The sequence below is a fragment of the Empedobacter sp. UBA5036 genome (genome assembly GCF_002415215.1).
Taxonomy (GTDB): Bacteria; Bacteroidota; Bacteroidia; order Flavobacteriales; family Weeksellaceae; genus Empedobacter; species Empedobacter falsenii_B.
In genome coordinates, this window is sequence record NZ_DICC01000050.1 from 84,751 (window position 1) to 109,236 (window position 24,486).

A 24,486-nucleotide genomic window follows, 5' to 3' on the forward strand; every position below is an offset into this window, starting at 1 on the left:
TTCTACCCATTTCATTAACCAAGCATCTATAGCTTGAAATTGTGCATTTGTTTTCATGAAGCCTTTTTTTGTTTTAAATCATTATGAACTGGATGAACACGATCAACTATTTCACCCATTATTAATTCTTTAGAATTTTCAAGAAATTCAAATCTTTCTAAAACTTTACGTGTAGATTGCTCTACGTTAAATTTCTGTGTTCTTTGTAGAATTTCTAACACATTCCATGCGCTTGAAAGTTCTTGTGTTGTGATTTTTTCTAAACTCATTTTTGTTGAATTTTTCGTTAAACTTCTTTTTTATATGTTGTTAATTGCCTCTTAATTGGTGTGTATGATATTGTACTGAAAAGCGAAAATTGTCAATTCTTGTTTGGTTGAAATTTCAAGTTTTTCATATAATACACGTTTTTTTAGGTGGAGAGTTCCCAAAGCGATTTTTAGTTCCATTGCAATGACATCGTTCGTCATGTCGGTAACTAATAGCTTTATCAATTGAACTTCATCTATGGTAATAGGTTGATGATGTATTTTTATATTTTTACAAACTAATCCAGCAGTTTTGCAATTAGTTCTTATTGGGCATTCCCAATATTCACCTTTTTGTACTCGACCAGATGCAGTGATGTCTGCATTAAAGTCTAAGCCACCATATCTGCATTTTGTAAATTGTTCTACTTGCATTTGTTCATTGTTTGGATGCCAGTCCATAAGTGCCAAATGAGCGTCAATATCTTTATACATTTCATCTTTCAACATTTGATATATAGTTGAATCTATTTTTGAGAATGGTAACATTTTACCATTTTGAATAAATGTTAGAGTTTCACCTGTTGTGAAAAACTCTATTTCGGAATTGATCATTCCTGGATAAAAATTTTGTTTAATCATAGCGGATTGTCTAAATTTTGTTTTTATGTCTAAATAACGGTTAAGTAAAGACAAAAAAATTATTCAGCTTCTAACAGCTGTTTATTCTTCTTGTATAATGTTTGATTTTCTTTTGCCAGTTTGATCAAACATTCTAACATTTTATTATCAGTTGTTTCACCAGTTTTTACACGCCATACTTTTTGTTTGTTTGCATCCGTATATTTTATCTTCATTCGTTTGCAAACTTCCTTTCGGTATCTTGTTGGTAAAAACCGAAATAATTCGTCTAATTGTTCTTTATGCAAATACATAATATTAATGTCTATTTTTTGTTTAGATTTGTATTGTTTTGTTATGTTTTGTTATACAAATGTAAACAATTATTTACATTGTAAAACAAAATGTAAAAATATATTTACAATTAAGAATCAATCTAAATAATTTTATGAATGTTTTTAAAGAAAAATTAGAATACCAAAGGCTAAAAAATGGTATTAGTAAAGAAGAGTTGGCAGATAAAGTAGGTATAACTCGCCAAACTTTGTACAACTATTTAGCTGGACGAAATCCGAACTGGGAATTTTTACAAAATATTCAAAATGTATTTGAAGATATATCTATGGATTATTGGATAAATGATTCTATATCGATGTATGATGATCATGTAAAATTTTCGAATAAGGCAAATGTTGTAAATGAAAATATTGATAATTATACTCAGGAAGTTAAATTTTCTATCATCAACAGAAAACTCGATACAATTTTAAGAATTATAACTGACCAAAAGGTCGATAGATAAAGGTTTACAGCTTATTATTTTCGTTCTTTTATATTAAGATTTTTCATAAAATTTATTGTATTTTGACCGAATTTGATAAATGTAAAAATTTAAAGAGAGAAATTAAAGAAATAGGAAATTTTTCGTTCCTATTTCGTTTTTAAACAATATAAATTTAGTATTAATTGATGCTATTTCCTATTCAATAGAATTGCTACATCTTTTTGTAAATGCATATTTTGTAACGAATTTGGAACGATAAATTTGTAATTCACTTATAATTAATTTGTTATAATTGGATTTAAAGTCCCTGTGGGTCTACAGATTTTAAGCTTCAATATTTTTATTGAAGCTTTTTTTATACTATATATTTTGTTATATTTATCATAATTGATTTAGTAAATGACATTAGAGGACATAATTTTAGAAGCTAAAAAAGGGAAACGAAATGCTCAGAACGCAGTGATAGAGGTTTTGTGGAACAAAGTTTATCATTATGTATTTTCTAAGATTAGAAACGAAGAAGAAGCCGAAGATATCGCCATCGAAACGTTTACAAAGGTTTTTACAAAATTAAAATTATATAACGAAGATTTTGACTTTACGACTTGGGTAATTTCTATCGCACATAATACGATGATTGATCATATCAGAAGATCTCCAAAACTGAATATTTCTCTTGATGATGAAACCAAATTTTTAGAAATTTTAGAAGATCATCCTTCGCCAGAAGAACATTTGATTTTAAAACAAGATAATGACACGCTGATAAAAGCTATTGCAAAATTGAGAGAACCTTATCAAAAAATTATAGAATTGCGTTATATCGAAGATAAAACATACAAAGAGATTGCTGAAGAACTCAATTTGACCTTACCAAATGTTAAAGTTCGTCTTTTAAGAGCCAAACAATTGTTAACAGAGGTGATGCAAGATAATATTTAGTAAATTTATTCGTTGAAAATTTGTTGAAGAAAACTGGATCGAAAATGAAGAAGCACATATACCTTACAACAATTATTATCGCAAGTTTATTCTTGACGTCTTGTGGAAGTAGTAAAGTAACTTCGTATAAGAAAACTGGTTCTAAAAAAGTTTATACTTCTTCCAAAAAAAACGAATCTACAGAGGTTTTTCGTTCTAAAAATGCTGATGATAGTGCGCCTCGTGATATAAATAAAATTCTAAAAACGGCAAAATCTTACTTAGGAACACCTTACAAATATGGTGGAGTTACGAAAACAGGTTTCGATTGTTCGGGACTGGTTTATGTAAGTTTCAAGGAAATGAATTTAGAATTGCCTCGTCGTTCGAGTGATCAAGCTGAATATGGAAAAGAAATTACAATCGAAAATGTTAAAATAGGTGATTTAATATTTTTTAATACTTCAGGAAATTCAATCTCTCATGTAGGTATTGTAGAAAGTATTAATCATGACGGATCAATCAGTTTTGTACATTCTTCAACTTCGAAAGGTGTCATCATTTCTTCCCTTGATGAAAATTATTGGAAAACTAGATTTGTAAAAGCGGTTAGACTTTTATAACTTGACGTGTGCTTAAAAAAAGAACTATATTATTAACTTTTTTTGGATTACTATTTTTTAGTTTATCCATAGTTGTTAATGCTCAAGAAGATAGTGTCAAAATTGATACAGTTAGAATTGAGAATAAAAATCATTCTAAGTTTAGAAAGTTTTACCAAAAATTATTATTCAAGAAAAAACCAACGAGTTTTCCTATTCAGCCCAATAATAATGTAGGTGATGGAAAATATCAAGGAAAAATTATTCGAAATATTTACTACAAAACACAAGACCCTTTCGGATATTCTTTGCAGGACACGACAAGAAAACCGACAAAATGGATTGAAAGAACTGGAAATACACTACACGGGAAATCTAAGCAATTTGTGTTGCGTCAAAATATGTTGCTGAAACTAGGAGATAAATATGATTCTGTAAAAGCAGCTGAATCTGAGCGTTTAATACGTACCAATCGTTCTATTCGTCGAGTAGAGATTAAGGAAGAAGCTGTCGGGAATGATTCGGTTGATTTATATGTCAATTCAATTGACTCTTGGAGTATGTTTATTACAGGTTCGGTTTCGAGTTCAAAAGCTGGAATTCGCATTAGAGAGCGAAATTTTTTAGGTTTAGGACATGTGTTTGATAATCGTTACCGTCACAATTACAAAACAGGAAATTCGTTATATCAATTTAATTATACGGTTCCAAATATTGCCCAAACTCGAATTATTGGGAATGTACGTTATTTCAAAAATGAAGATAATCATTATACAAAATCAATCAGTTTTGTACGACCTTTTTATTCGCCATTAGCACATTATGCAGGTGGAGTTTCGGTTGGGCAAGTGTATTTTAAAGATTCATTAGATTTCGAAAAACCTATTTTGGTTGATAACCATTTCAAATATAATTACCAAGATTATTGGTTGGCAAGAGCGTTTAGAATTGATGATGGTCATTCAGAAAATATTACCAATTTTATTGTTTCAGGGCGATTTTATGATCGATCTTATACCGAAACACCAACTCCAGAAAACGATCCTGTGAACTTTTTTTCTGACCAAACGAATTATTTAGTAGGGATAGGAATTTCTTCAAAACGATATATCAAAACAAAATATATTTTCAATTATGATATTGAAGAAGATATTGCGATAGGGAAATCATTGGGCATTATAGGAGGAATTCAAAATATTCGTCAAACTGATCGTTATTATCTTGGCGGAAAAGCTTCTGCTGGAGGTTTTTTAAATACCGGTTTTTGGGGATTTGGAGTTGAGTTTGGAGGATTTTTTAATAAAGGAAAATTTGAACAAAAAACGCTGTCTGTAGAATTACAATATATGGCAAAGTTGATAAATTGGGGAAAATGGAAGTTCAGAAACTTCATGAAAACTAATTATCTTTTGGGACATGATCTTTTAGATTCTCCTGCGGATCAACTTTCGCTTCATGAACATGATTATTTGGGAATGGCAGGTTTCAAATCGGATAGAGGCTTAACAGGTCAACAGAAATTAATGTTCGAGTATCAATTGCAATCCTATACGCCTTACGAGTTTTTAGGATTTCGTATTTCGCCTTTTTTCAATGCGATGGTTGCGGCAATTGGAGATAACAAAAAATTTATACTGAATAATAACCCAATTTATTCGCGTTTTAGTTTGGGTGTGATGTTGACAAATGATTATTTTGTGTTCAACAATATTCGTTTTTCATTGTCGTATTATCCATCAATTCCTGGACAAGGCGATAATCTAATCAAGACAAATTTATTGGATAATAGAGATTTTCAAATGATGGATTTTGACTTTTCAAAACCAAATTACATTCGTTGGAATAGGTGGGATTAAGACATAAAAAAAGCTTGAAGATTTCTTCAAGCTTTTTTTATGTCTTAATATTTTTTATTTCACTTGTCTGGAAACGATCCACGAAACCAAGCTTCCCAAACCTAAAACAGTTACAATAACTGCAACAAAGTTTTCGACAGAAAAGATAAATGGAAACGGAACAGTTGGCGAAGCCATAACCAAACCAAAATCTATTTGTAATAATCCAATAACAGAGGCGATTAATAAACCTGTTGTCATCGCAATAAAGGTGATAATAAAACCAGTTTGGAAGAAAATATTACGAATATTTTTTCGTGATAATCCAAAACTATACATCGTCTGAATTTCTTTCTTTTTATCCAAAATCAAGATAATAATTGTTCCTGCCAAATTGAAACATGCAATGATAATGACTAACGTAAAAATCAAGTAACTGATTAAGTTTTCCATATTCATTACTTTCAAGAAAGCTGAATCTAAATCTTGTCTGGTTTCGATTTTATAATGAGAACCTAAAGCTTTTTGAAGTTGATTCTTCACTTCGTTAAACGATTTTTTTCCAGTCGTTTTTACCTCAATCGAATAACATTGATTTTCGTTTAACAACAATAATTCTTGCGCCAAACCTAAAGTTGTAAAGACGTGTTTGTCGTATTGTTCGTTCAAAATAAACACGCCAACACTGTACGCATCTTTGCGTGTAAAAGCATCGCTTTCTTGTTTTATTAGACCTGTTCCAGCTTTTGGCATCATCAAATCTGCTGGCGTTATCGGATCGATATAAAGTTGCAAACGCTCTGCAATTCCATTCGAAACAATAAAATTATCATCCCGATTAAAATCTAAATATTGTCCACCATAAATCACTGTGTCTAAACGCGTAACTTTGGTAAAGTTTTCATCAACACCTTTCAAATAGGCAATATCTTGCTTTCCTTTGTAATCGATGTAGACTTTTTCTTCGATGATTTTAGAAAAAGCTTTGACATCTTTTTGTTGCTTCAATTGATCCACAACAAATGTTAAACTATCTAATACTTTTCCTTTCGAAGGAGAAATTTTAATTTCAGGATTTACATTGCTATAATACTTTAAATTCATTTTTTCTAATCCCGAAAAAACGGATAAAATAATAAACAAAGCCGCTGTAGCTACCAAAATAGCACCAACAGCAATCGATGTAATAATGTTTACAGCGTTTGTATTCGTTTTCGAAAAAATGTAGCGTTTCGCAATGTAAAGTGAAATGTTTCTCATTATAAGATTGGATTATTTCCTTCTCCTCTTAGCGCTTTGTCGATTTTATCCATTTCGTCTAACGAATTATCTAAAATGAAAATTAATTCTGGCGTAATACGCATTTGTTTAGAAGCACTTTTTGATAAAATTCCTCTAAATAATGGTGTATTAACTCTAATTTCTTTGAATATTTCGTCTTTTTGAGTACTTGGAAAAATACTTACATAGATTTTAGAAACGCTCAAATCTGGTGTTACTTTTACTTCTGTAACACTAATCAAATTTCCAGGAAATTCCTTTACAGCCCATTTTCTAAAAGCTTCTGCTAATTCTTCTTGAAATAATTTACTTACTTTTTGTTGTCTATTGCTATCCAATTCTATTCATTTTTATGAGACCGTAAAATTACTGCATTTTTTCGTGATTAAAAACATTGATGAATTGAATTAAGTTCTTTGTAAATTTGTTTTAATGAAAAAAGATATCGAAACTTCAGAAGATGTTACTTTATTGGTGAATACGTTTTACGATAAAGTGCAAAAAGATGACGTAATTGGTTACTTTTTTTCGGAAGTTGCAAAGGTGAATTGGGACGAACATTTGCCACATATGATTCAGTTTTGGGAAACTGTTTTGTTAGGAAAAGCAACTTTTGAAGGTTGGCCAATGCGAACACATTTGGTTTTGAGTCAAAAAGAGAAATTAAAACCACACCATTTCGAGCGTTGGATTGAATTGTGGTACGGAATAATTGACGAAAAATTTGAAGGAGAAATAGCTAATGAAGCAAAAAATCGAGCAAAAATTATGCGTGATTTAATTCTTTTCAAAATTGACCAAATGGAACAAAAACAAGGATTTATTCAATAAAAAAATGCAACTTTTATGAAGTTGCATTTTTTGTATGATTTTAGATATGATTGAAAAATTATTTCGCAATCATGATTAATTTTTTATTGATAAACTCCATAATTCCAGCTTTAGAAAGTTCGCGTCCGTAACCCGAATGTTTCACACCACCGAAAGGTAAATCTGGGCTTGAAGAAACTTGTTTGTTTACGTAAACCATTCCCGAATCTATTCTACGAGCGATTTTCTCCGCATTCGGAACATCTTCTGTATAAATAGAAGCACCTAATCCGTAAGGCGTATCATTCGCAATTTTGATTGCTTCTTCTACATCCTTCACTTTCCAAATACAAACTACAGGTCCAAAAACTTCTTCGTCATAGGCCTTCATTCCAGGTTTTAAATCTGTTAAAATTGTTGGTTGTAAAAAGAACCCATCACGATCAATACGTTTTCCTCCTGAAACAATTGTTGCTCCTTTATTAGCTGAATCATTAATTTGATCCAATAATTTTTCTAATGCACTTTCCGAACTTACAGGTCCCATATTGGTATCTGCTTGTGTAGGATCACCAACTTTCATTCCGTTTACATAGTCCGTAATTTTTTTCAAATATTCGTCGTAAATACCATCTTGTACAATAATACGTTTCGAAGAAGTACAGGCTTGTCCAGCATTACGTAAACGACCATTAATTGTTCCGTTCATTACTTTTTCGATATCCGCATCATTCAAAACAATCATTGGATCAGAACCACCAAGTTCTAAAACAGAAGGTTTTACATTTTTACCAGCGATACTTGCAACCACTGCACCAGCAGCTTCGGAACCAGTTAAAGAAACACCAACAATTTTTGGGTTATTGATAATTGCATCTGTGTCTTTTCCTGACATCAACAAGTTTTTGTACAAACCTTTTGGAGCGCCAGCAGCTGTAAACATTTCTTCGAAAGCGATTCCACATTGCGGAATATTAGAAGCCGTTTTCAAAACAACTGTGTTACCAGCCATAATGTGAGGACCAGCAAAACGCGCAATTTGAGAAAAAGGGAAATTCCAAGGCATAACACCTAACAAGACACCAATTGGTTCTGAAACCACATAAGCATCACCTTTTTCTGTTTGTAAAGGAACATTTGCTAAGAATTCTTCTGCATTATCAGCGTAATATTCGATGATATTTGCACTATAATCAATCTCGATTTCACTTTCATACAATGGTTTTCCCATTTCTGTTGTAATCAAAGCAGCTAATCGAGTTTTTTGCTTGCGCATTTCGTTTGCGACACGTTTCATTACAGCTTTTCTTTCTTCGAAAGATTCGAATCGCCATGTTTGATATAATTCGTTTGCGTCGTCTATATATTGATTGATTTCTTCGCTTGTGTAGGCTTGAAATTCTTTTTCGATTTTACCTGTAGCAGGATTTAATGTTCTGATTGAACTTGCCATTTCACTCTTTATTTAATGTATACAAAGTTGTAGCAATTCTCGTTCCTAACAAAACTTTTAGGATAAATAAAACTGATAGTTTGTTGAATTAAACTAAATGTAGTTGATTGTTTAGTTTTTATATTAATTTAAGCTAGATGATTGTTTGCTGAATTCAGAAATTTTTCTTTTCTAAATGTTTAAGGTTTTAGATTTCTTAAAGATTTTTGAAAGATGATAAGTCATTCTGAATTCGTTTCAGAATCACATATATAATTAATAAAATAAATTTAAAACAAAAACGATTTGTCATACCGAGCTTGTCGAGGTATCTTTTAAATTATTGATTATAAAAAAAACATAATGATGAGAAGCTGAAATGAATTCAGCTTGACATAATATTATATTAATGAAAATTATTTTCTAAAACGGCAAATTATCGTCGTCGTTGTTCATCGAACTTCTGAATTCTCCACCGAAATCTCCAAAAGCATCAGAGGGATCAATAGCAGATAAATTCATGGCACTTCCCATTTCTTGAGAACCATCATTCATCGAACTTTGAATTTCGAAATCTCCACCAAATGAAGTTTCCAAATCGGTAAATTTAGCTTGTTCATTAATGAATCGTAAACGCACATTTTCTAACGCACCATTACGGTGTTTCGCAATGATAAACTCGGCTTGTCCAGCACAAGGTTCACTTTCGTCATCCCAATATTCCAATTTATAATATTCAGGACGATAAATAAAAGAAACGATATCGGCATCTTGCTCAATAGCTCCAGATTCACGTAAATCCGACAGTAAAGGGCGTTTACTCCCACCACGAGTTTCTACCGAACGAGATAACTGCGAAAGTGCAATAACAGGAATACTTAACTCTTTTGCAATTGCTTTTAAGGAACGCGAAATCATTGAGATTTCCTGCTCACGGTTTCCATTTGCTTTTCCTCCAGCAGTCATTAACTGCAAGTAGTCAATCAAAATCATTTTCACACCATGTTGAGAAACCAAACGACGTGCTTTTGCTCTTAAATCGAAAATCGAAAGGGCAGGCGTATCGTCAATGTAAAGCGGTGCATTTTCAAGACCTTTTACTTTTGTGTATAATTGTTTCCATTCGTGATCGGCTAATTTTGCTTTACGCAATTTTTCACCCGAAATTCCAGTTTCACCCGAAATCATACGCGTAATCAACTGAACAGAAGACATCTCTAATGAAAAAACAGCAACTGGAATATTTTTGTCCACTGTCATATTTTTCGCCATCGAAAGGATAAAAGCGGTTTTCCCCATACCAGGACGAGCGGCTAAGATAATCAAATCCGATTCTTGCCAACCCGAAGTAATTTTATCAATTTCTGTAAATCCAGAAGATAAACCAGACATTCCTTCTTTGGTAGATTGGGCTTTAATTTTGTCAATCGCTTCTGTAACTAAATCTCTTGCTTCCGAATAACTACGCTTGATTCCACCTTCTGTAATTTCGAATAATTTCGATTCAGAATAATCCAGTAAATCAAATACATCGGCAGTATCATCGTATGATTTTTCAATGACTTGATTCGAAATTTCAATTAAACGACGAAGAATATATTTTTCTTGAATGACACGAGCATAATACTCCACGTGTGCAGAAGAAGAAACTTTTTGCGTTAATTGAATCAAATAATAATCACCTCCAACACGATCTAATTTGCCTTCACTTTTCAACTCATTCGAAACCGTTAATAAATCAATAGGTTCTGAATCGTTAAATAATTTTTGAATGACAGCATAAATCGCTTGATGCTCTGGACGATAAAAAACTTGCGGTGTAAGAATGTCAATGACTTCATCCAACCCTTTTTTATCAATCATCATCGCACCAAGTACAGCTTGCTCTAAATCAACAGCTTGTGGAGGAAGTTTACCTTTCTCTAAACCAATGACATTGTGCTTGTTAGCTGGTATTTCGGGATTATAATTTGCTTGTTCCATAAGAGTTTCAAAATTAAATAAAAAAACGAGATATAACTAATTTTATATCTCGTTTTAAAATTGTATATTCTACAATAAGTATTATTGTAAAACAATATTTTATCCTGAAAATTCTCCGAATTTGATGTAACGTTCTTGACGTTGTTGTTGTAATTCTTTTGGAGAAAGTTTTTTCAATTCGTTGTAAGTGTCTAAAACTTTATTTTTCAAGTTTGTGTACGCAACTTCTGGTTTGTAGTGTGCTCCACCAAGCGGTTCTTGAATGATGTCTTCAATTAATCCTAATTCTAACATATCAGGACCAGTTAATTTCATTTGCGAAGCAGCTTGCTCTTTGTAATCCCAACTTCTCCATAAAATTGTAGAACAGTTTTCTGGTGAAATTACAGAATACCAAGTGTTTTCTAACATGAAAACTTTGTTCCCAACTCCAATTCCTAATGCTCCACCTGAAGCTCCTTCACCAATTACAATTGTAATGATAGGAACTGTAAGTTTCAACATTTCGTAGATGTTTTTAGCGATAGCTTCACCTTGACCTCTTTCTTCAGCTTCTAAACCAGGATATGCACCAGGAGTGTCGACTAAAGTCAAGACAGGAATATTAAACTTTTCTGCTAACTTCATCAAACGTAAAGCTTTGCGGTAACCATCTGGATTAGACATTCCGAAACGACGATATTGTCTTTCTTTGGTATTTTTTCCTTTTTGTTGACCAATAATCATAAAAGTTTGACCATTGATTTTTCCCATACCACCAACCATTGCTTTATCATCAGCAAAAGTTCTATCTCCGTGAATTTCGATAAACGTGTTATCTGTGATCGCGTAAGCGTAGTCTAAAGTATAAGGGCGAGAAGGATGACGAGACAATTGTACACGTTGCCATGGCGTTAAATTACCATAGATTTCCTTCTTTTTATTTTCAATTGCAATTTCAATTTCAACGCAAGCCTGTTTGATGTTAACACCGCTTCCTTCGCCGACGATTTGACAGCTTTGTAACTGTTCTTCTAAATCTTTGATAGGTTGTTCAAATTCTAAATATTCCATACAAAAGTGTTTGTTCAATCCAACAAATATAGAAAAGGTTTTTAAGCCAATTATAATAAATGTCGAATGTTTTTCAGATTTTTTACAAGTATTTTAATTTCAAAAGATAAAAAAGCGTCTACAGATTAGACGCTTTCATCGTGTATTTGATCTAAAATTAGATTTTTTCGATAATCATTGCAGATGCTCCACCGCCACCATTACAGATAGCTGCACCTCCAATTTTTCCTCCGTTTTGCTCTAAAACATTTAATAATGTAACCAAAATTCGTGATCCAGAATTTCCAAGTGGATGACCGATAGAAACCGCACCTCCATTTACATTAACTTTAGAAGCATCAAGATTTAATAATTTAGTATTTGCAATTCCAACAACAGAAAATGCTTCGTTAAATTCCCAGAAATCAACATCAGCAGCTGTCATATTTGCTTTTTTCAATAATTTTTCAACCGCTTTAGCTGGCGCAGTTGTAAATTTTGAAGGTTCTTGAGAAGCATCAGCATAAGCGATAACTTTTCCAAGAGGTTTTAATCCTAATTCGTTTGCTTTGTCCAAAGACATTAATACTAAAGCAGAAGCCCCATCATTGATTGTTGAAGCATTTGCAGCAGTTACAGTTCCGTCTTTAGAGAAAACAGCACGTAAACCTGGAACTTTATCAAAGTTCACATTTTTATATTCTTCGTCTTCTTTAAAAATAACTGGTTCTCCTTTGCGTTGAGGTATTTCTACAGGAACAACTTCGTTGTCAAATTTTCCAGCAGCCCAAGCAGCAGCAGATTTTTTGTAAGAATTAATTGCGAATTCATCTTGCTCTTCACGAGAAATATTGAATTCAGTTGCACAAGTATCTCCAAAAAGTCCCATCATTTCTTTGCTGTAGTAATCTTGTAAACCATCGTTCACAATTCCATCTAACAAAACAGTATTTCCGTATTTATTTCCAGTTCTTGCATTTGGCGAATAAAAAGGAACCATCGACATGTTTTCCATTCCTCCAGCAACTACAACATCTGCGTCACCTAAACGAATTGCTTGTGTAGCAAACATTACAGCTTTCATACCAGAGGCACAAACTTTGTTTACCGTTGTTGCAGGAATTGTATTTGGTAAACCTGCTTTTATCATTGCTTGCTTAGCAGGTGCTTGTCCTTCACCAGCTTGCAATACATTTCCCATATATACTTCATCAACCAAAGATCCATCTAAGTTGATTTTATCTAAAGCTCCTTTAATAGCTGTTGCGCCTAAATCTGTAGCTGGAACGTTAGATAAACTTCCCAAAAAAGATCCCATTGCTGTACGAACAGCTGAAACTATTACGACTTCTTTCATTTAATTTGTGATTTGTTGTTTTTATTATGATAACTTAATAATGCAAGATATAAAATTTATAGTAGTATTAATTTGATTTACTTTTTAAAGATTTTTTAAATTTGTTATTGACTTAATATAGATAATTGATTTTTTTTGTTAAAATGATAATTATCTTAGAATAGAATATTTTTTGAAGAATAAAATGATTAAAATGCTGAAGAATAAAATGATATTATTTGGTTTGATTTCGTGTTTTGTAATTACAATCGGAAATGCGCAAACCTTTGATCAAAAATATTTTAAATCAATTTTAGATTCGCTTACGTCAAATTCGTTTGCTGGCAGAGGTTATGTAGAAAATGGAATGACAAATGCTGGAATTTATTTACAAAACGAATTTCAAAAAAATGGATTGAAGTCTTTTTCTAATCGTTATAATCAAACATTTACTTTTCCGATTAATATTATCAAAGATGCAAAACTGAAAATTAATGGAAAAGAATTAAAATATGGAATTGATTTTATTGTAAAACCAATTTCTAAATCAATTTCGAAAACCAATTCACCTTTTTATATTTTTGACACAAAAGCCTATGTGGAATCTTTTCAGTCGAAAGATAAAACGAGGGATTTTATTGTGAAAGATGATGAATCGCAAAAAGGAAAACATATTATTTTGCCGCCTTTAGTGACTTCTGTAGATTCTATTCAGAAATATTACAAACAATGGGCGAATATTTATGAGAAAAATGAAAATAAAAATCGAGCGATTTTTAGATTTACATCAGATAAATTGACTTCAAGTCTTAGTCAACGACAATCTTCTATTTCAGAATTTATTATTTCGGAAAAATTTTATTCTAAAAATTTAAAAATAAACGATTATTCTATTGATTCAGAGTTAAATAATTCATTCGAAGCAAATAATATAATTGGTTACATTGACGGAAAGAACAATGATAGCGTAATTGTGATTTCTGCTCATTATGATCATTTAGGGAAAGTTGGACAAACTATTTTTCCTGGAGCGAGTGATAATGCGAGCGGAACTGCAATGATGATGGCGCTGATGAAGTATTATTCAAAACATCAGCCTAATTATAGAACAGTTTTTATGGCTTTTGCAGGTGAAGAAGCGGGGATTTTAGGCGCAGATTATTATGTTAATCATCCTCTTTTTCCATTGAATCAAATCAAATTTTTAGTCAATTTAGATATTATGGGAGCGGGCGATCAAGGAATTCAAGTTGTGAATGGTAAAGTTTTTAAAAATCAATTTGAAAAATTAGTTGAATTCAATCAAACAAATAAATACCTAAAAGAAGTTAAAATTCGAGGAGAATCGTGTAATTCCGATCATTGTCCGTTTTATTTGAAAGGTGTTCCGTCGTTTTTTATTTACACATTAGGAGGAAAAGGTTTTTATCATGATCCCAATGATACAGCTGAAAGTTTGGATTTGAGTTCCTCTGAAAAAGTATATAATTTGTTGAAAGCTTTTATTGATAAGCTATAAAAAAATAATCCGTTCAAAGTGAACGGATTACTAACCAACCTAAACTACTATAAAAAACTCTAAAAAGTAAAAAGAGTGCGAGTAATTCCAAACTTCATAAATCAATTTCGTTATACTCGTTGTTACTCTTTGTCTTACTATCTATGAATAAATTATTTGACACTGCAAATGTCTAACTTTTATGTCTTGTTTGGAAAAATTGTAAAAGATTTTATTTATAATAGTTATAGAGAATATTTATAATAAACGTTTGTTGTCGGATATTAAACTTTGTATTAATTTGTTAAAAATAAACAATAATAGTTAAAGTGTAATTGTATGAAAGCGTACTTTAACACCTTTTTAACTATTTGTTTACGAAAATATGATGAAATGATAAGATTTGAAATCTTTTCAACTAAATTTGATTTTTGAATCGTAAAGACTTCATAAATTTAAACAAATTTTAAACCAAAACGCCAAAATGAGACTTTTTTTATTGGTTTTTTCCTTACATATTGTGTTATTTGTTGATGCGCAAAATGTTAACCCAAATCAAATTCGAACAAAAATTTACGATACTATTTTACAAGATATCCAAAAACAAAGTTTAGAATTTCCGAACAAAAAAATTGTGGTAGATCCTACGATTAATAAGTTTGAAGATTATAAAATGGACGAATTTGGGCTGAAATTAGATTCGGCGAAATATCTACAAGACACTTCAATTTGTTCTAAATTAACAACCTATAAATGCGTTTCGAAATTTGAGATTGATAATTATTCGATTACCAATGTTTACAAAGATGAAGCAGATGCGTTATATCCTGACTTTTATGGGATTTATGCACCAATCGATTCGTGGTACAATTTGATTTATTATGCGGCTGTTAATCATTTTGAGAAGGATAGAGAATTTCAATTTAACGTCTTAATTCCAGTTCGAAATGTGCAAATGAAAAATAAAACGATGAAGGAAAAAATGTTCTTTTATAACGTTTTGTTTGATGAGCAATTTAAGATTCTAAAATTTGAAAAATTATTATTAAAACATTAAAATTCAATCAGAAAAGTTGTAAATTAGCAAGACTCAAATTTTTAATTGATGTTAAACGTTAGCGCTTATATAGACGAGCTTTTGCAGTTATCAAAAGGCAATTTACGGATTTGCCGTATGAATTGGTGGCTTTTAAAATACGAAGATGAATTTGAGAAAGCAATAGAACAAACGTCTTGTAAAAAGTGGCAAAGATGGCTTTATAATGGAGAACATCCATATCCATGTGTTTGTCCAAAGCGCGAAAAATTATGCGTTTTTATCGATTTATATCGTGAATTGGATCGTTTGACACAAGTGCAACGTTTAGAGAATTTTTTTCACGAATATTTTCAAAAATTTGAGTTGATTAAAGATTCAAAAGAATCTTTAAAAAATTGGATGAATGATATTCGTCCAACGATTTCCTCTATTTATTTATTATTGGATAAGAATGATAATCTAAAAATTAGATTTTATAATTCGGATCCAGTTTTGGAAGTGAATATCAATAAAAATGATTATAAATACACTTTGTTGTGTTTGGATATTTTTAACTACAACATGTATGTAAGAGGCATGTAAATGAAAAGAGAGTTGACAAAATCAACTCTCTTTTTTATGAAATAATAGATTAAATATGGCTTATTTAATTAAACCAATTTCTCTTAAACGCTGAGTCAAGAAATCTCCAGCTGTAATATCTTCAAATTGTTTTGGATTTTCTTCTGTTACACAATCTTCTAAAACAGATAAATCCATTTCAGAAACTGGATGCATAAAGAATGGAATAGAAAAACGAGATGTTCCCCATAATTCTTTCTCTGGATTAACCACTTGGTGAATTGTTGATTTTAATCTGTTGTTTGTGTGACGAGATAACATATCACCAACATTAATCACCAATTCGTCGTCAGCAGCAATAGCATCAACCCAAGTTCCATCGTGACGTTGCACTTGTAATCCACGACCTTGCGCTCCCATTAACAATGTAATCAGGTTAATATCACCGTGGGCACCAGCACGAACTGCATCTTTAGGCTCTTCTGTGATAGGAGGATAGTGAATTGCTCTCAAAATAGAGTTTCCGTTTTTTACTTTATCATCAAAGTAAAACTCGTCTAAACCTAAGAATAAAGCCAAAGCACGTAAAACGTAAACTCCTGTTTTTTCTAATTGTTTGTATGTTTCTTCACCATAAGTGTTAAAACCTGGAACTTCATTTACATCAACATTTTCTGGATAGTTGTATTTCGCTTTATCTTCTTCAGATAAATACTGTCCAAAATGCCAAAATTCTTTCAAGTCACCAACGGTTCTACCTTTTGCATGTTCGTTACCGAAAGCTGTATAACCGCGTTGACCACCAATTCCTTCAACTACATAACTTTGTTTTGTTTCTGTAGGTAAAGCGTAAAATTCGCGAACGCTTTTATATAAATTTTCAACTAATTCGTCAGATAAAAAATGTCCTTTCAAAGCAACGAATCCTATTTCTTCGTATGCTTTACCAATTTCGTTGACAAATTTTTGTTTTCTTGCAGGATCATCAGATAAAAAGTCTGCTAAATTAACCGATGGAATTCCGTTTTGTGACATTTATATTTTTTATAAAATTTCTTCTGCAAAGGTATAGAAAGATTTCTTTTGTGAATAATATTGTTAATAACTTTTTTAATCAACTGTTGGTTTGATGCAAAACTAAGTCGTTTAAATGGTTCTAATTGTTTAAAATATTAATTATAAGTAAAATATGATTTTAAACATAGGTTTTGATAATTTCTATCTTGATAAATATAATTTATTAAAATTACATTATAAATAGTTATTAATAATAGTTGTTTTAAATAATATGAATTAATTTTAAGAATATGAAGAAATATTTATTTGTATTTTTTGTTTGTATTAGCATAATGTTGTTTTCACAAGAGTCTATAAAAACTCCTTTGATATATCTAAGTTGTAAAAAAGTTGAACAGAAGGGAAATGAGGAGTTGAATAAATGTTTTAAACAAAATTTTAGAAAAGATTTTTATAAAATGGTAAGTACGGAATTAAGGTCGAGAAACTTAATTACAAATTATCTTCTTAAAGCTGAATTCAATTTTACTTTTGATGAAAATGGTGTAATTTCTATTTCTGATTTTGAAGGAAGTGAGGATACGAAAGATATCTTAGAAAAGTCTTTATTTAGATTAAATGAGAGAATTAAAGGAGGTAAATATAAAATTATTCCAGCAAAGAATAATGAAGGGAAATTTATAAAAACCACTATAAAAGTTCCATTTCAATATGCATTTGTGAGAAGTTAATTATTAATCTTCTTTCTAATCGTTATCAATCATTCTATATTTGCAAAAATATTTATGATGAAAGATCAATTTTTTCAATATATACAAGACTTACAAAATAAAATTATTACTAAACTTGAACAAGTTGATGGTAAAGCTAAATTTTTAAGAGATAGTTGGGAACGCGAAGAAGGCGGCGGAGGTCTTTCATGTGTTTTAACTGACGGAGCTGTTTTTGAGAAAGCTGGCGTTAATATTTCAAAAGTTTATGGAGAATTACCAGAAACAATGCAAAAAGCGTTAAATGTTTCGTCAGGTAAATTTTTTGCTTGTGGATTGAGTTTGGTTATTCATCCAACAAGTCCACATATTCCGACGACTCATGCGAATTGGAGATATTTCGAAATGTATGATAAAGATGGAAATATTGTCGATCAATGGTTTGGAGGAGGTCAAGATTTAACACCGTATTATTTGGATGAAGAAGATGTGATGCATTGGCATACAATCTGTAAAAAAAGTTGTGATGCGCATGATGTGGCTTTTTATCCGAAGTATAAAGAGGAATGTGATAAATATTTTTGGAATACTCATCGTGAAGAAGCCCGTGGAATAGGAGGTTTGTTTTTTGATTACTTGAAACCAACTTCAGAAAAAACAGTTGAACAATGGTATGATTTTGTAACGGAAGTAGGAAACTCATTTTTAGAAGCGTATATTCCGATTGTTGAAAAGCACAAAAATGATGAATTTTCTGATGAACAAAAGGAATGGCAAGAAATTAGAAGAGGTCGTTATGTGGAATTTAATCTAATTCATGATAGAGGAACTTTATTTGGTTTGAAAACAAATGGACGAATAGAATCTATTTTGATGAGTTTGCCAAAACATGTACAATGGCACTATAATCACCAACCAGAAGAAGGTTCGGAAGAATATAAATTAGTCGATGTTTTGAAACATCCAAAAGATTGGATTTAATCAATAAAATATAAAATGCCTGAACATTTGTTCAGGCATTTTTTTAATCTTCTCTCGATCCGTCATCTGCCATTCTGACCATTTTAGGTGTAAAAGTAGCCACAACATCAACCAGATCTTGTTGTGCAGCCATTACTTCGTGAATATCTTTATACGCCATCGGCGCTTCATCTTTTCCGCCTCCAATTAGTGTAATTCCAAAATCATTCAAATAATCGTTTATCTTGTTTTGTGATAATGATTTAATTGCTTGTGTTCGGCTCATCTTTCGACCAGCACCATGAGAAGCCGAATGAATAGAATTTTCTTCACCTTTTCCGCGAACCAAAAATCCTGGCGCAGTCATTGAACCTGGAATAATTCCCATCACATCTTTAGAAGCTGGTGTTGCACCTTTTCGATGAACAATTACTTCTTCGCCATTGTAAATTTCTTTCCAAGCAAAATTATGATGATTTTCTACTTTAGCTAAAACTTCTGCACCGATAGATTTTTTAATTTTTTGATGAATAATTTCGTGACAAGCCGAAGCATATTCACCAGCCAAATTCATCGTAATCCAATATTCTTGACCTTCTGCAGAATCCAAATCCAAATAAGCTAAATTTTGTGCTTTATAAGGAAGTTTACAAATTTCTTTTGCAATTTTTGTATAATGTCCAGCGATTGTAGCACCGAAACCTCTCGATCCAGAATGCGTTAATAACGCTAAATACGAACCTTTTTTGATGTTCAGTTTCTTATCATCTTCTTTGAAATCAATCAGACCAAATTCTACAAAATGATTTCCTCCTCCAGAAGAACCCAATTGCGACCACGCTTTATCTTTTAAATTTTGAATAAATGAATTTGTTTCGAATTTTGCATCATCCAAAATCTGATGTTCGGCTTTGTATTGACCATGAAAACCATGTCCTGCACCAAACTTTGTGTTTTTTATTAAAGTTTTTTTTAAAGAATCATGATGCTTAAAATAATAAGAAGCAGGTAAATCATAAATCGATAAAGCCATTCTACATCCAATATCAACGCCGACACCATAAGGAATAATTGCATTTTTTGTTGCTAAAACTCCGCCAATCGGTAAACCATAACCTTGATGAGCATCTGGCATTATTGCGCCGGCAACTGTTACAGGAAGTTTCATGGCTACTTTCATTTGTTCTAAAGCACCATCTTCAATATTTTTTGCACCATAAATGTTGAAATCGTTCGGATTTTCATTCAATTCAATTAAGTTTTCATCTTGTTGAGGTAAATGAATTCCATTGATAAAACCATTTGCAAGCGTTTTGAAAATTTTATCTTCTAAGAAATCTTGTGGCGAAGACAAAACTTGCGCATATTTATCAAGCATTTCGGCTTTTGTATAACCATTTCTTTTTCGGTTAATTTTTAAGGCAATTCCTAAAATTTCATTCTCAGGATAACCCAAGGCAATCAAATCAATTCCATTAATTGGTTTGTTTTGTTGTTCGGTTGTTTTCATATAATTTGGTTAGAATATTATTTTGTAAACATTGTTTTTAGTTCATTTAATACATTCGACCCACCAGAAATTGAGATTTCTCCTACTTTATCAGCAATTTTTTCGATGTATTCCATCTCTTTCAATTTCCATAATGTTTCGTTTTCTTCCATTAATTTTGCTGTATTCAACAAGCTTCTTGTTGAAGCAGTTTCCTCACGACGCGTAATCGAATTAGCTTGAGCCGTTTTTTCGGCAATCAAAACACGGTTCATAATTTCTCTTATTTCTCCAGGAAGAATAATGTCTTTCATACCTGCGTCAATCAATTTTAGACCAATTTCTTGGAATTCAGCTTGATATTTTTGAATGATATAATTCGTTACCGAATTTTTATCTGACATCAAATCATCAAAATTCATGTTTCCAATAAATTCTCTCAAACCTAATTGAATCGCTTGATAAATCATTTTTTCGAAATCTTTGTTCGATTGATAAGCGTTTAACAAATCAGTAATTTGATAATTTACCATAAAATTGATTCGTAATTGCGCTTTATCTTTCGTCAAAATTTCTTGTCCCGAAATTTCAATTGTTTGCGGACGCATATCAAAAGATACCATCGAGATTTTAACTTCGTTGTTGTAAAATAGGTATTCACCAGCTTTTAAAACCGAATAAAATTCATTGTCTTTAAATAAAATTCCTTCGAAATATGGCGCAACAGAAATGATACGAATTGCACCAGCTTTTCTCAAAATATCAATTTCTCTTTTTGTTAAATTCTTAATTTCGTCAGTAGAATTCAAGTCAAATTTTATAGCTTTTAATTGAGTCGAATTTTTCCAAATCATCACGTTTTTATTGTAAAAAGAATCATAGATTTGATTGTTTTTGTAAATAATCAACACTTCGTTATGTAATACTTCGATAAAATCTACCATATTTTTTAATGTTTCATTTTCCAAAATCATTGCGTGGAATTTTTCATCAATTATTTCGTTGATGTTTAATTTTTCGATGTTTTTATTAAAGAAAATCCAATAATTTCCTTTTGAGTAAATTTTATCTACTTCGTTATTTTTGATATAGATTCCAATTTCTTGGTTGTTAATTGCTAATTTTTTCATTTTATTATTTTTTATAGGTTTTTACTATTTTTTTTGTCATTCTGAGCCTGTCGAAGAATCTTTATTATGAGATACTGAAACGAGTTCAGGATGACTATTTTTTAATTCTATTCTCGATACAATTTTTCTTTATTTTCATTTCGAAAAATTACTCGAATTGACGAATTATTGTCATTCTGAGTTTATCGAAGAATCTTTTTTTTAAATTTTCTAATAAAAAAGCTAAATCATTTTCCTTTTTTAAAACGGAATTTGAAGTTTGAGCAGCTTCTTTTGATTTCTTACTTTTAACTTTTTTCAAATCATTTTGACTTGATTTTTTATTTTTAAACTTTTGAAATCAATCATCAACTAAAGTTTCAAATTCAGGTTTTGAGCAAGTTTTTGATCTTATTTCAAATTCATTTCAACGAAATAAATTCTTTATTCGAAAAGAAAACTTTTTAGCTTTTTTGTTTCTAATGGTGCCTTTTTCAGGCGATAAATACAGATTAAAAGTCTGTTACTAGAGCCGAATTCTAGTGCGTTAAACCAATACTCATTTATTAAATAAGTGAAGGAGTCGAACCTTCTGCGCGTTTGTTTTAATTATTCAGAATAGAAGTGATGAAGCATTTTCTACTACAATGCTATACTGAAACATTTGTTAAGGAACAATTAAAATCGTTTGGTTGTTAAACCTTTGACAAAGTTGGAGTAGAAGTGTGCGAATGAATTGCGCAATAAAATATTTTTTCGAAATAATTTGTAAATGATGATGAATAGAGGATTTTATATTGAAAATATTTTGAATAAAAGTTGAAGTGAAAATTTCTACGCAAATAGATTGCGTACTTTGATTTGAAATTTGTAGTATTGAAGAAAGAAATCAACCATGGCAACCAATAAAATTGCATTAATACGTTATCAAACGATCGATAAATGTCTTCAAAATCATTTCAGAAAATGGAGATTAGAAGATTTAATAGAAAAAGTTTCGGAAGCTTTGTATGAATACGAAGGAATAACTTCTGGCGTTTCGAAACGTACAATTCAGGGCGACATTCAGGTGATGCGAAGTGATAAATTGGGTTATAATGCGCCAATTGTTGTTCGAGAAAAAAAGTTTTATGAATATAAAGATCATGATTATTCGATCCATAATTCGCCTGTTTCGTCTGCAGATTTAGATAAAATGAAAGAAGTGATTTCGGTGATGAAACAATTGAATGGGTTTAATTATTTTGATGATATGAACGAGATTATTACTCGTCTCGAAAATAATTTATCCAAGCAAACTCATCAACAACCAAATTATATTCAGTTCGAAGAAAATCCATTATTAAAAGGTTTAGAACATTTGAACCGGTTGTATCAAGCAATTGTAAAGAAACAACCTTTGCTGATTTCGTATCAATCTTTTACCTCAAAAAGTAAAGAGCCAAAACAACAAGTTTATTATCCGTATTTGTTGAAAGAATACCGTAATCGCTGGTTTTTATTAGCTAAATCGAGAAAAGATAAAAATTTGTATACGTTGGCTTTGGATAGAATTGTTGAGTTTTATGAATTGGCAAATGAACCTTTTGTCGATGAGCAAGAAATTAATTTTGATACGTATTATAACAATGCGATTGGTGTAACGAAAAGTGTGAAAGAAAGAGAGCAGCGTGTTGTTTTTCGTGTGAATAAAAAATTAGCGCCTTATGTGGTGACAAAACCAATTCATGCGACGCAAAAAGTGTTGGAAGTGACGGACGAAGGAACTTTATTTTCGATAGAAGTTGTACATAATTTTGAGTTGGAACGAGAACTTTTAGGATTTGGAGAAGAAATAGAAATTCTTGCTCCAAGATTAGTGAAAAAAAGAATCAAAACACGATTAGAAAGAGCATTAGAAAAATATAAAAAATAGAATTTCTTTCATACATTTAATTCATTAAAAATTAACTTAAATGATATGGAATAAAAGAATAATGACACTTTTGAGTGTCTTTTTATTAATCTTCTCGACAAGTTCGTTTGCACAGAAAGCGAGTGATTTTGTGAAGAAATATATCTATTTAACTTTTGATGATGGGCCTTTGAATGGAAGTGAAAATATTGATGAGGTTTTCAAAAATGAGAAGTTAAAAGTGACTGTTTTTCTTGTTGGAGAACATGTGGAGAAAAATAAAACAATGACGAATTATTTTAAATATTACGAAGATAATCCGTACATCGAAGAATGTAATCATAGTTGGACGCATGCGAATGATCAATACAAAAAGTTTTATAGTAACGAGCAAACGTCGGTTGAGGATATTTTGAAAAACCAATCGATACTAAAATTACAAGATAAAATTGTTCGTTTACCAGGAAGAAACATGTGGAGATTGGACGGAAAATCGAAGAATGATGGAGCTTCTGGTGTACAAACGGCTGATGGTTTAGCAAAGTTGGGTTATAAAGTTATTGGTTGGGATTTGGAATGGACGCATCATGGAAAAGATGGAACACCGGTGCAATCTGTTCAAACGATTTATAAACAAATTGTTAATCAATTAGAATCGAATAAAACCTTTACAAATAATAATATAGTTGTGTTAATTCATGATGAGATGTTTCAGAATAAATGGGAAGAGTCCGAATTGAAACAATTGGTTGATCTTCTTAAAAAACATGATAACTATATTTTTGAGCAAATAAAATTTTATCCTCAATAAAACTTTTATAAAATACAAAAGCTGTCCAATTTTGGACAGCTTTTTATATGTAATAATCTGTATAAATTAGTCTCCCATCATTCCTCCAACTAAAGAATTGACAATTGCTAAAACAATACCAAATAATAATGCATACCAGAATCCGTCCACATGGAAACTATCTCCCATAATTGCACTTGCTAATAAGATAATGATTGCTGTAATCACAAAAGAAAATAATCCTAATGTTAAGATTGTTACAGGTAAACTAATAAAGTTTAAAACTGGTTTTACAACAGCATTTAAAAGTCCAATAACAAGTGCAACAATAATCGCAGAACCATATCCTTTTACAGATACTCCAGGTAAAATGTTAGCAAGTCCGAAAACAACTAATGCTGATACCAAAAGATTAATAATAAAGCCCATAATTTGTATTTTTTAGATTAATATATCTAAATTAAAATCAAAAGCTTTGCCAAATTGTTAAAAATTTTAATAAAAATAAAAAAAGCTCAGAAATTTCTGAGCTTT

General features: G+C 31.0%; 25 protein-coding genes. 12 read left to right on the top strand and 13 right to left on the bottom strand.

All coding sequences use genetic code 11. The features are described from left to right. Window positions 1-53: 53 nt before the first annotated feature. From B4J88_RS08720 to B4J88_RS08730, 3 genes are read right to left on the bottom strand one after another with little or no spacing between them, the layout of a single operon-like run. Window positions 54-269: a hypothetical protein gene (locus B4J88_RS08720; protein WP_260543865.1), complete on the bottom strand. Its 216-nt coding sequence runs from the start codon at window positions 267-269 to the stop codon at window positions 54-56. Between the two features lie 51 nt (window positions 270-320). After that, the gene (locus tag B4J88_RS08725; protein ID WP_291067338.1) at window positions 321-890 is read right to left on the bottom strand and encodes a LuxR C-terminal-related transcriptional regulator; all 570 of its coding nucleotides are present in this window, start codon (window positions 888-890) and stop codon (window positions 321-323) included. 59 nt (window positions 891-949) lie between these two features. Further along, window positions 950-1,105: a hypothetical protein gene (locus B4J88_RS08730; RefSeq protein WP_291067340.1), complete on the bottom strand. Its 156-nt coding sequence runs from the start codon at window positions 1,103-1,105 to the stop codon at window positions 950-952. Window positions 1,106-1,317: 212 nt separating this feature from the next. On the opposite strand from B4J88_RS08730, the gene B4J88_RS08735 reads away from it, so the two are divergent. The 4 genes from B4J88_RS08735 to B4J88_RS08750 all read left to right on the top strand — a co-directional run bounded on the left by B4J88_RS08735 (window position 1,318) and on the right by B4J88_RS08750 (window position 5,032). Continuing rightward, window positions 1,318-1,671 carry a helix-turn-helix domain-containing protein gene (locus tag B4J88_RS08735; RefSeq protein WP_291067342.1) on the top strand — a complete coding sequence of 118 codons (354 nt, stop codon included), beginning with the start codon at window positions 1,318-1,320 and terminating at the stop codon, window positions 1,669-1,671. A 381-nt stretch (window positions 1,672-2,052) separates the two neighbouring features. Beyond that, a complete protein-coding gene (locus B4J88_RS08740) occupies window positions 2,053-2,595 on the top strand; it encodes an RNA polymerase sigma factor (protein WP_291061890.1) in 543 nt (180 codons plus the stop codon). Window positions 2,596-2,639: 44 nt separating this feature from the next. Next, window positions 2,640-3,197 carry a C40 family peptidase gene (locus tag B4J88_RS08745; protein WP_038334631.1) on the top strand — a complete coding sequence of 186 codons (558 nt, stop codon included), beginning with the start codon at window positions 2,640-2,642 and terminating at the stop codon, window positions 3,195-3,197. A gap of 8 nt (window positions 3,198-3,205) precedes the next feature. Further along, window positions 3,206-5,032: a hypothetical protein gene (locus B4J88_RS08750; RefSeq protein ID WP_052217753.1), complete on the top strand. Its 1,827-nt coding sequence runs from the start codon at window positions 3,206-3,208 to the stop codon at window positions 5,030-5,032. 54 nt (window positions 5,033-5,086) lie between these two features. Here B4J88_RS08750 and B4J88_RS08755 read toward each other — a convergent pair whose 3' ends face one another. Both B4J88_RS08755 and rbfA read right to left on the bottom strand, forming a co-directional pair. Further along, the gene (locus B4J88_RS08755; RefSeq protein ID WP_291067345.1) at window positions 5,087-6,271 is read right to left on the bottom strand and encodes an ABC transporter permease; all 1,185 of its coding nucleotides are present in this window, start codon (window positions 6,269-6,271) and stop codon (window positions 5,087-5,089) included. Then, window positions 6,271-6,630, bottom strand: coding sequence for a 30S ribosome-binding factor RbfA (gene rbfA / locus B4J88_RS08760; RefSeq protein WP_038334637.1), 360 nt, complete (start codon window positions 6,628-6,630; stop codon window positions 6,271-6,273). Before rbfA ends, B4J88_RS08755 begins: the two co-directional genes overlap by 1 nt. Window positions 6,631-6,724: 94 nt before the next feature. On the opposite strand from rbfA, the gene B4J88_RS08765 reads away from it, so the two are divergent. Further along, the gene (locus B4J88_RS08765; RefSeq protein WP_291067346.1) at window positions 6,725-7,123 is read left to right on the top strand and encodes a group III truncated hemoglobin; all 399 of its coding nucleotides are present in this window, start codon (window positions 6,725-6,727) and stop codon (window positions 7,121-7,123) included. A 58-nt stretch (window positions 7,124-7,181) separates the two neighbouring features. On the opposite strand, the gene B4J88_RS08770 is transcribed toward B4J88_RS08765, so the two are convergent. From B4J88_RS08770 to B4J88_RS08785, 4 genes are all read right to left on the bottom strand, one after another. After that, on the bottom strand, window positions 7,182-8,555 hold the full coding sequence (locus tag B4J88_RS08770; protein ID WP_291067348.1) for an NAD-dependent succinate-semialdehyde dehydrogenase: 1,374 nt from the start codon (window positions 8,553-8,555) through the stop codon (window positions 7,182-7,184). A 402-nt stretch (window positions 8,556-8,957) separates the two neighbouring features. After that, window positions 8,958-10,517, bottom strand: a complete 1,560-nt coding sequence (gene dnaB, locus B4J88_RS08775) for a replicative DNA helicase (protein WP_280051973.1) — start codon at window positions 10,515-10,517, stop codon at window positions 8,958-8,960. A gap of 99 nt (window positions 10,518-10,616) precedes the next feature. Continuing rightward, the gene (locus tag B4J88_RS08780; protein WP_038334644.1) at window positions 10,617-11,570 is read right to left on the bottom strand and encodes an acetyl-CoA carboxylase carboxyltransferase subunit alpha; all 954 of its coding nucleotides are present in this window, start codon (window positions 11,568-11,570) and stop codon (window positions 10,617-10,619) included. 157 nt (window positions 11,571-11,727) lie between these two features. Beyond that, on the bottom strand, window positions 11,728-12,906 hold the full coding sequence (locus tag B4J88_RS08785; protein WP_291067350.1) for a thiolase family protein: 1,179 nt from the start codon (window positions 12,904-12,906) through the stop codon (window positions 11,728-11,730). Between the two features lie 193 nt (window positions 12,907-13,099). Between B4J88_RS08785 and B4J88_RS08790 the strand changes: the two genes are divergently transcribed. From B4J88_RS08790 to B4J88_RS08800, 3 genes are all read left to right on the top strand, one after another. Continuing rightward, window positions 13,100-14,404: a M28 family metallopeptidase gene (locus tag B4J88_RS08790; RefSeq protein ID WP_291067352.1), complete on the top strand. Its 1,305-nt coding sequence runs from the start codon at window positions 13,100-13,102 to the stop codon at window positions 14,402-14,404. Window positions 14,405-14,867: 463 nt separating this feature from the next. Beyond that, the gene (locus B4J88_RS08795) at window positions 14,868-15,440 is read left to right on the top strand and encodes a hypothetical protein (RefSeq protein WP_125349041.1); all 573 of its coding nucleotides are present in this window, start codon (window positions 14,868-14,870) and stop codon (window positions 15,438-15,440) included. A 117-nt stretch (window positions 15,441-15,557) separates the two neighbouring features. After that, on the top strand, window positions 15,558-16,004 hold the full coding sequence (locus B4J88_RS08800) for a hypothetical protein (protein WP_115001277.1): 447 nt from the start codon (window positions 15,558-15,560) through the stop codon (window positions 16,002-16,004). 60 nt (window positions 16,005-16,064) lie between these two features. Here B4J88_RS08800 and B4J88_RS08805 read toward each other — a convergent pair whose 3' ends face one another. After that, a complete protein-coding gene (locus B4J88_RS08805; RefSeq protein WP_125349043.1) occupies window positions 16,065-17,018 on the bottom strand; it encodes an isopenicillin N synthase family dioxygenase in 954 nt (317 codons plus the stop codon). Window positions 17,019-17,290: 272 nt separating this feature from the next. Between B4J88_RS08805 and B4J88_RS08810 the strand changes: the two genes are divergently transcribed. Continuing rightward, entirely contained in the window at window positions 17,291-17,731 is a 441-nt protein-coding gene (locus B4J88_RS08810) for a hypothetical protein (protein ID WP_125349044.1), read from the top strand. A 57-nt stretch (window positions 17,732-17,788) separates the two neighbouring features. Beyond that, a complete protein-coding gene (hemF, locus tag B4J88_RS08815; RefSeq protein WP_115001274.1) occupies window positions 17,789-18,691 on the top strand; it encodes an oxygen-dependent coproporphyrinogen oxidase in 903 nt (300 codons plus the stop codon). A gap of 43 nt (window positions 18,692-18,734) precedes the next feature. Here the strand turns inward: hemF and B4J88_RS08820 are convergent, their stop codons facing one another. Together B4J88_RS08820 and B4J88_RS08825 are read right to left on the bottom strand one after the other, a co-directional pair. Further along, entirely contained in the window at window positions 18,735-20,180 is a 1,446-nt protein-coding gene (locus B4J88_RS08820; protein ID WP_291050565.1) for an RtcB family protein, read from the bottom strand. Between the two features lie 17 nt (window positions 20,181-20,197). Further along, the gene (locus tag B4J88_RS08825) at window positions 20,198-21,289 is read right to left on the bottom strand and encodes a slipin family protein (RefSeq protein ID WP_291067354.1); all 1,092 of its coding nucleotides are present in this window, start codon (window positions 21,287-21,289) and stop codon (window positions 20,198-20,200) included. An 874-nt stretch (window positions 21,290-22,163) separates the two neighbouring features. Between B4J88_RS08825 and B4J88_RS08830 the strand changes: the two genes are divergently transcribed. Both B4J88_RS08830 and B4J88_RS08835 read left to right on the top strand, forming a co-directional pair. After that, window positions 22,164-23,183 (top strand): helix-turn-helix transcriptional regulator, encoded by a 1,020-nt coding sequence (locus tag B4J88_RS08830; protein ID WP_286495816.1) that lies wholly within the window; start codon window positions 22,164-22,166, stop codon window positions 23,181-23,183. A gap of 40 nt (window positions 23,184-23,223) precedes the next feature. Then, on the top strand, window positions 23,224-23,973 hold the full coding sequence (locus B4J88_RS08835) for a polysaccharide deacetylase family protein (RefSeq protein WP_286495817.1): 750 nt from the start codon (window positions 23,224-23,226) through the stop codon (window positions 23,971-23,973). Window positions 23,974-24,039: 66 nt separating this feature from the next. Here the strand turns inward: B4J88_RS08835 and B4J88_RS08840 are convergent, their stop codons facing one another. After that, window positions 24,040-24,381 carry a phage holin family protein gene (locus B4J88_RS08840; protein ID WP_135836756.1) on the bottom strand — a complete coding sequence of 114 codons (342 nt, stop codon included), beginning with the start codon at window positions 24,379-24,381 and terminating at the stop codon, window positions 24,040-24,042. Window positions 24,382-24,486 lie beyond the last annotated feature (105 nt).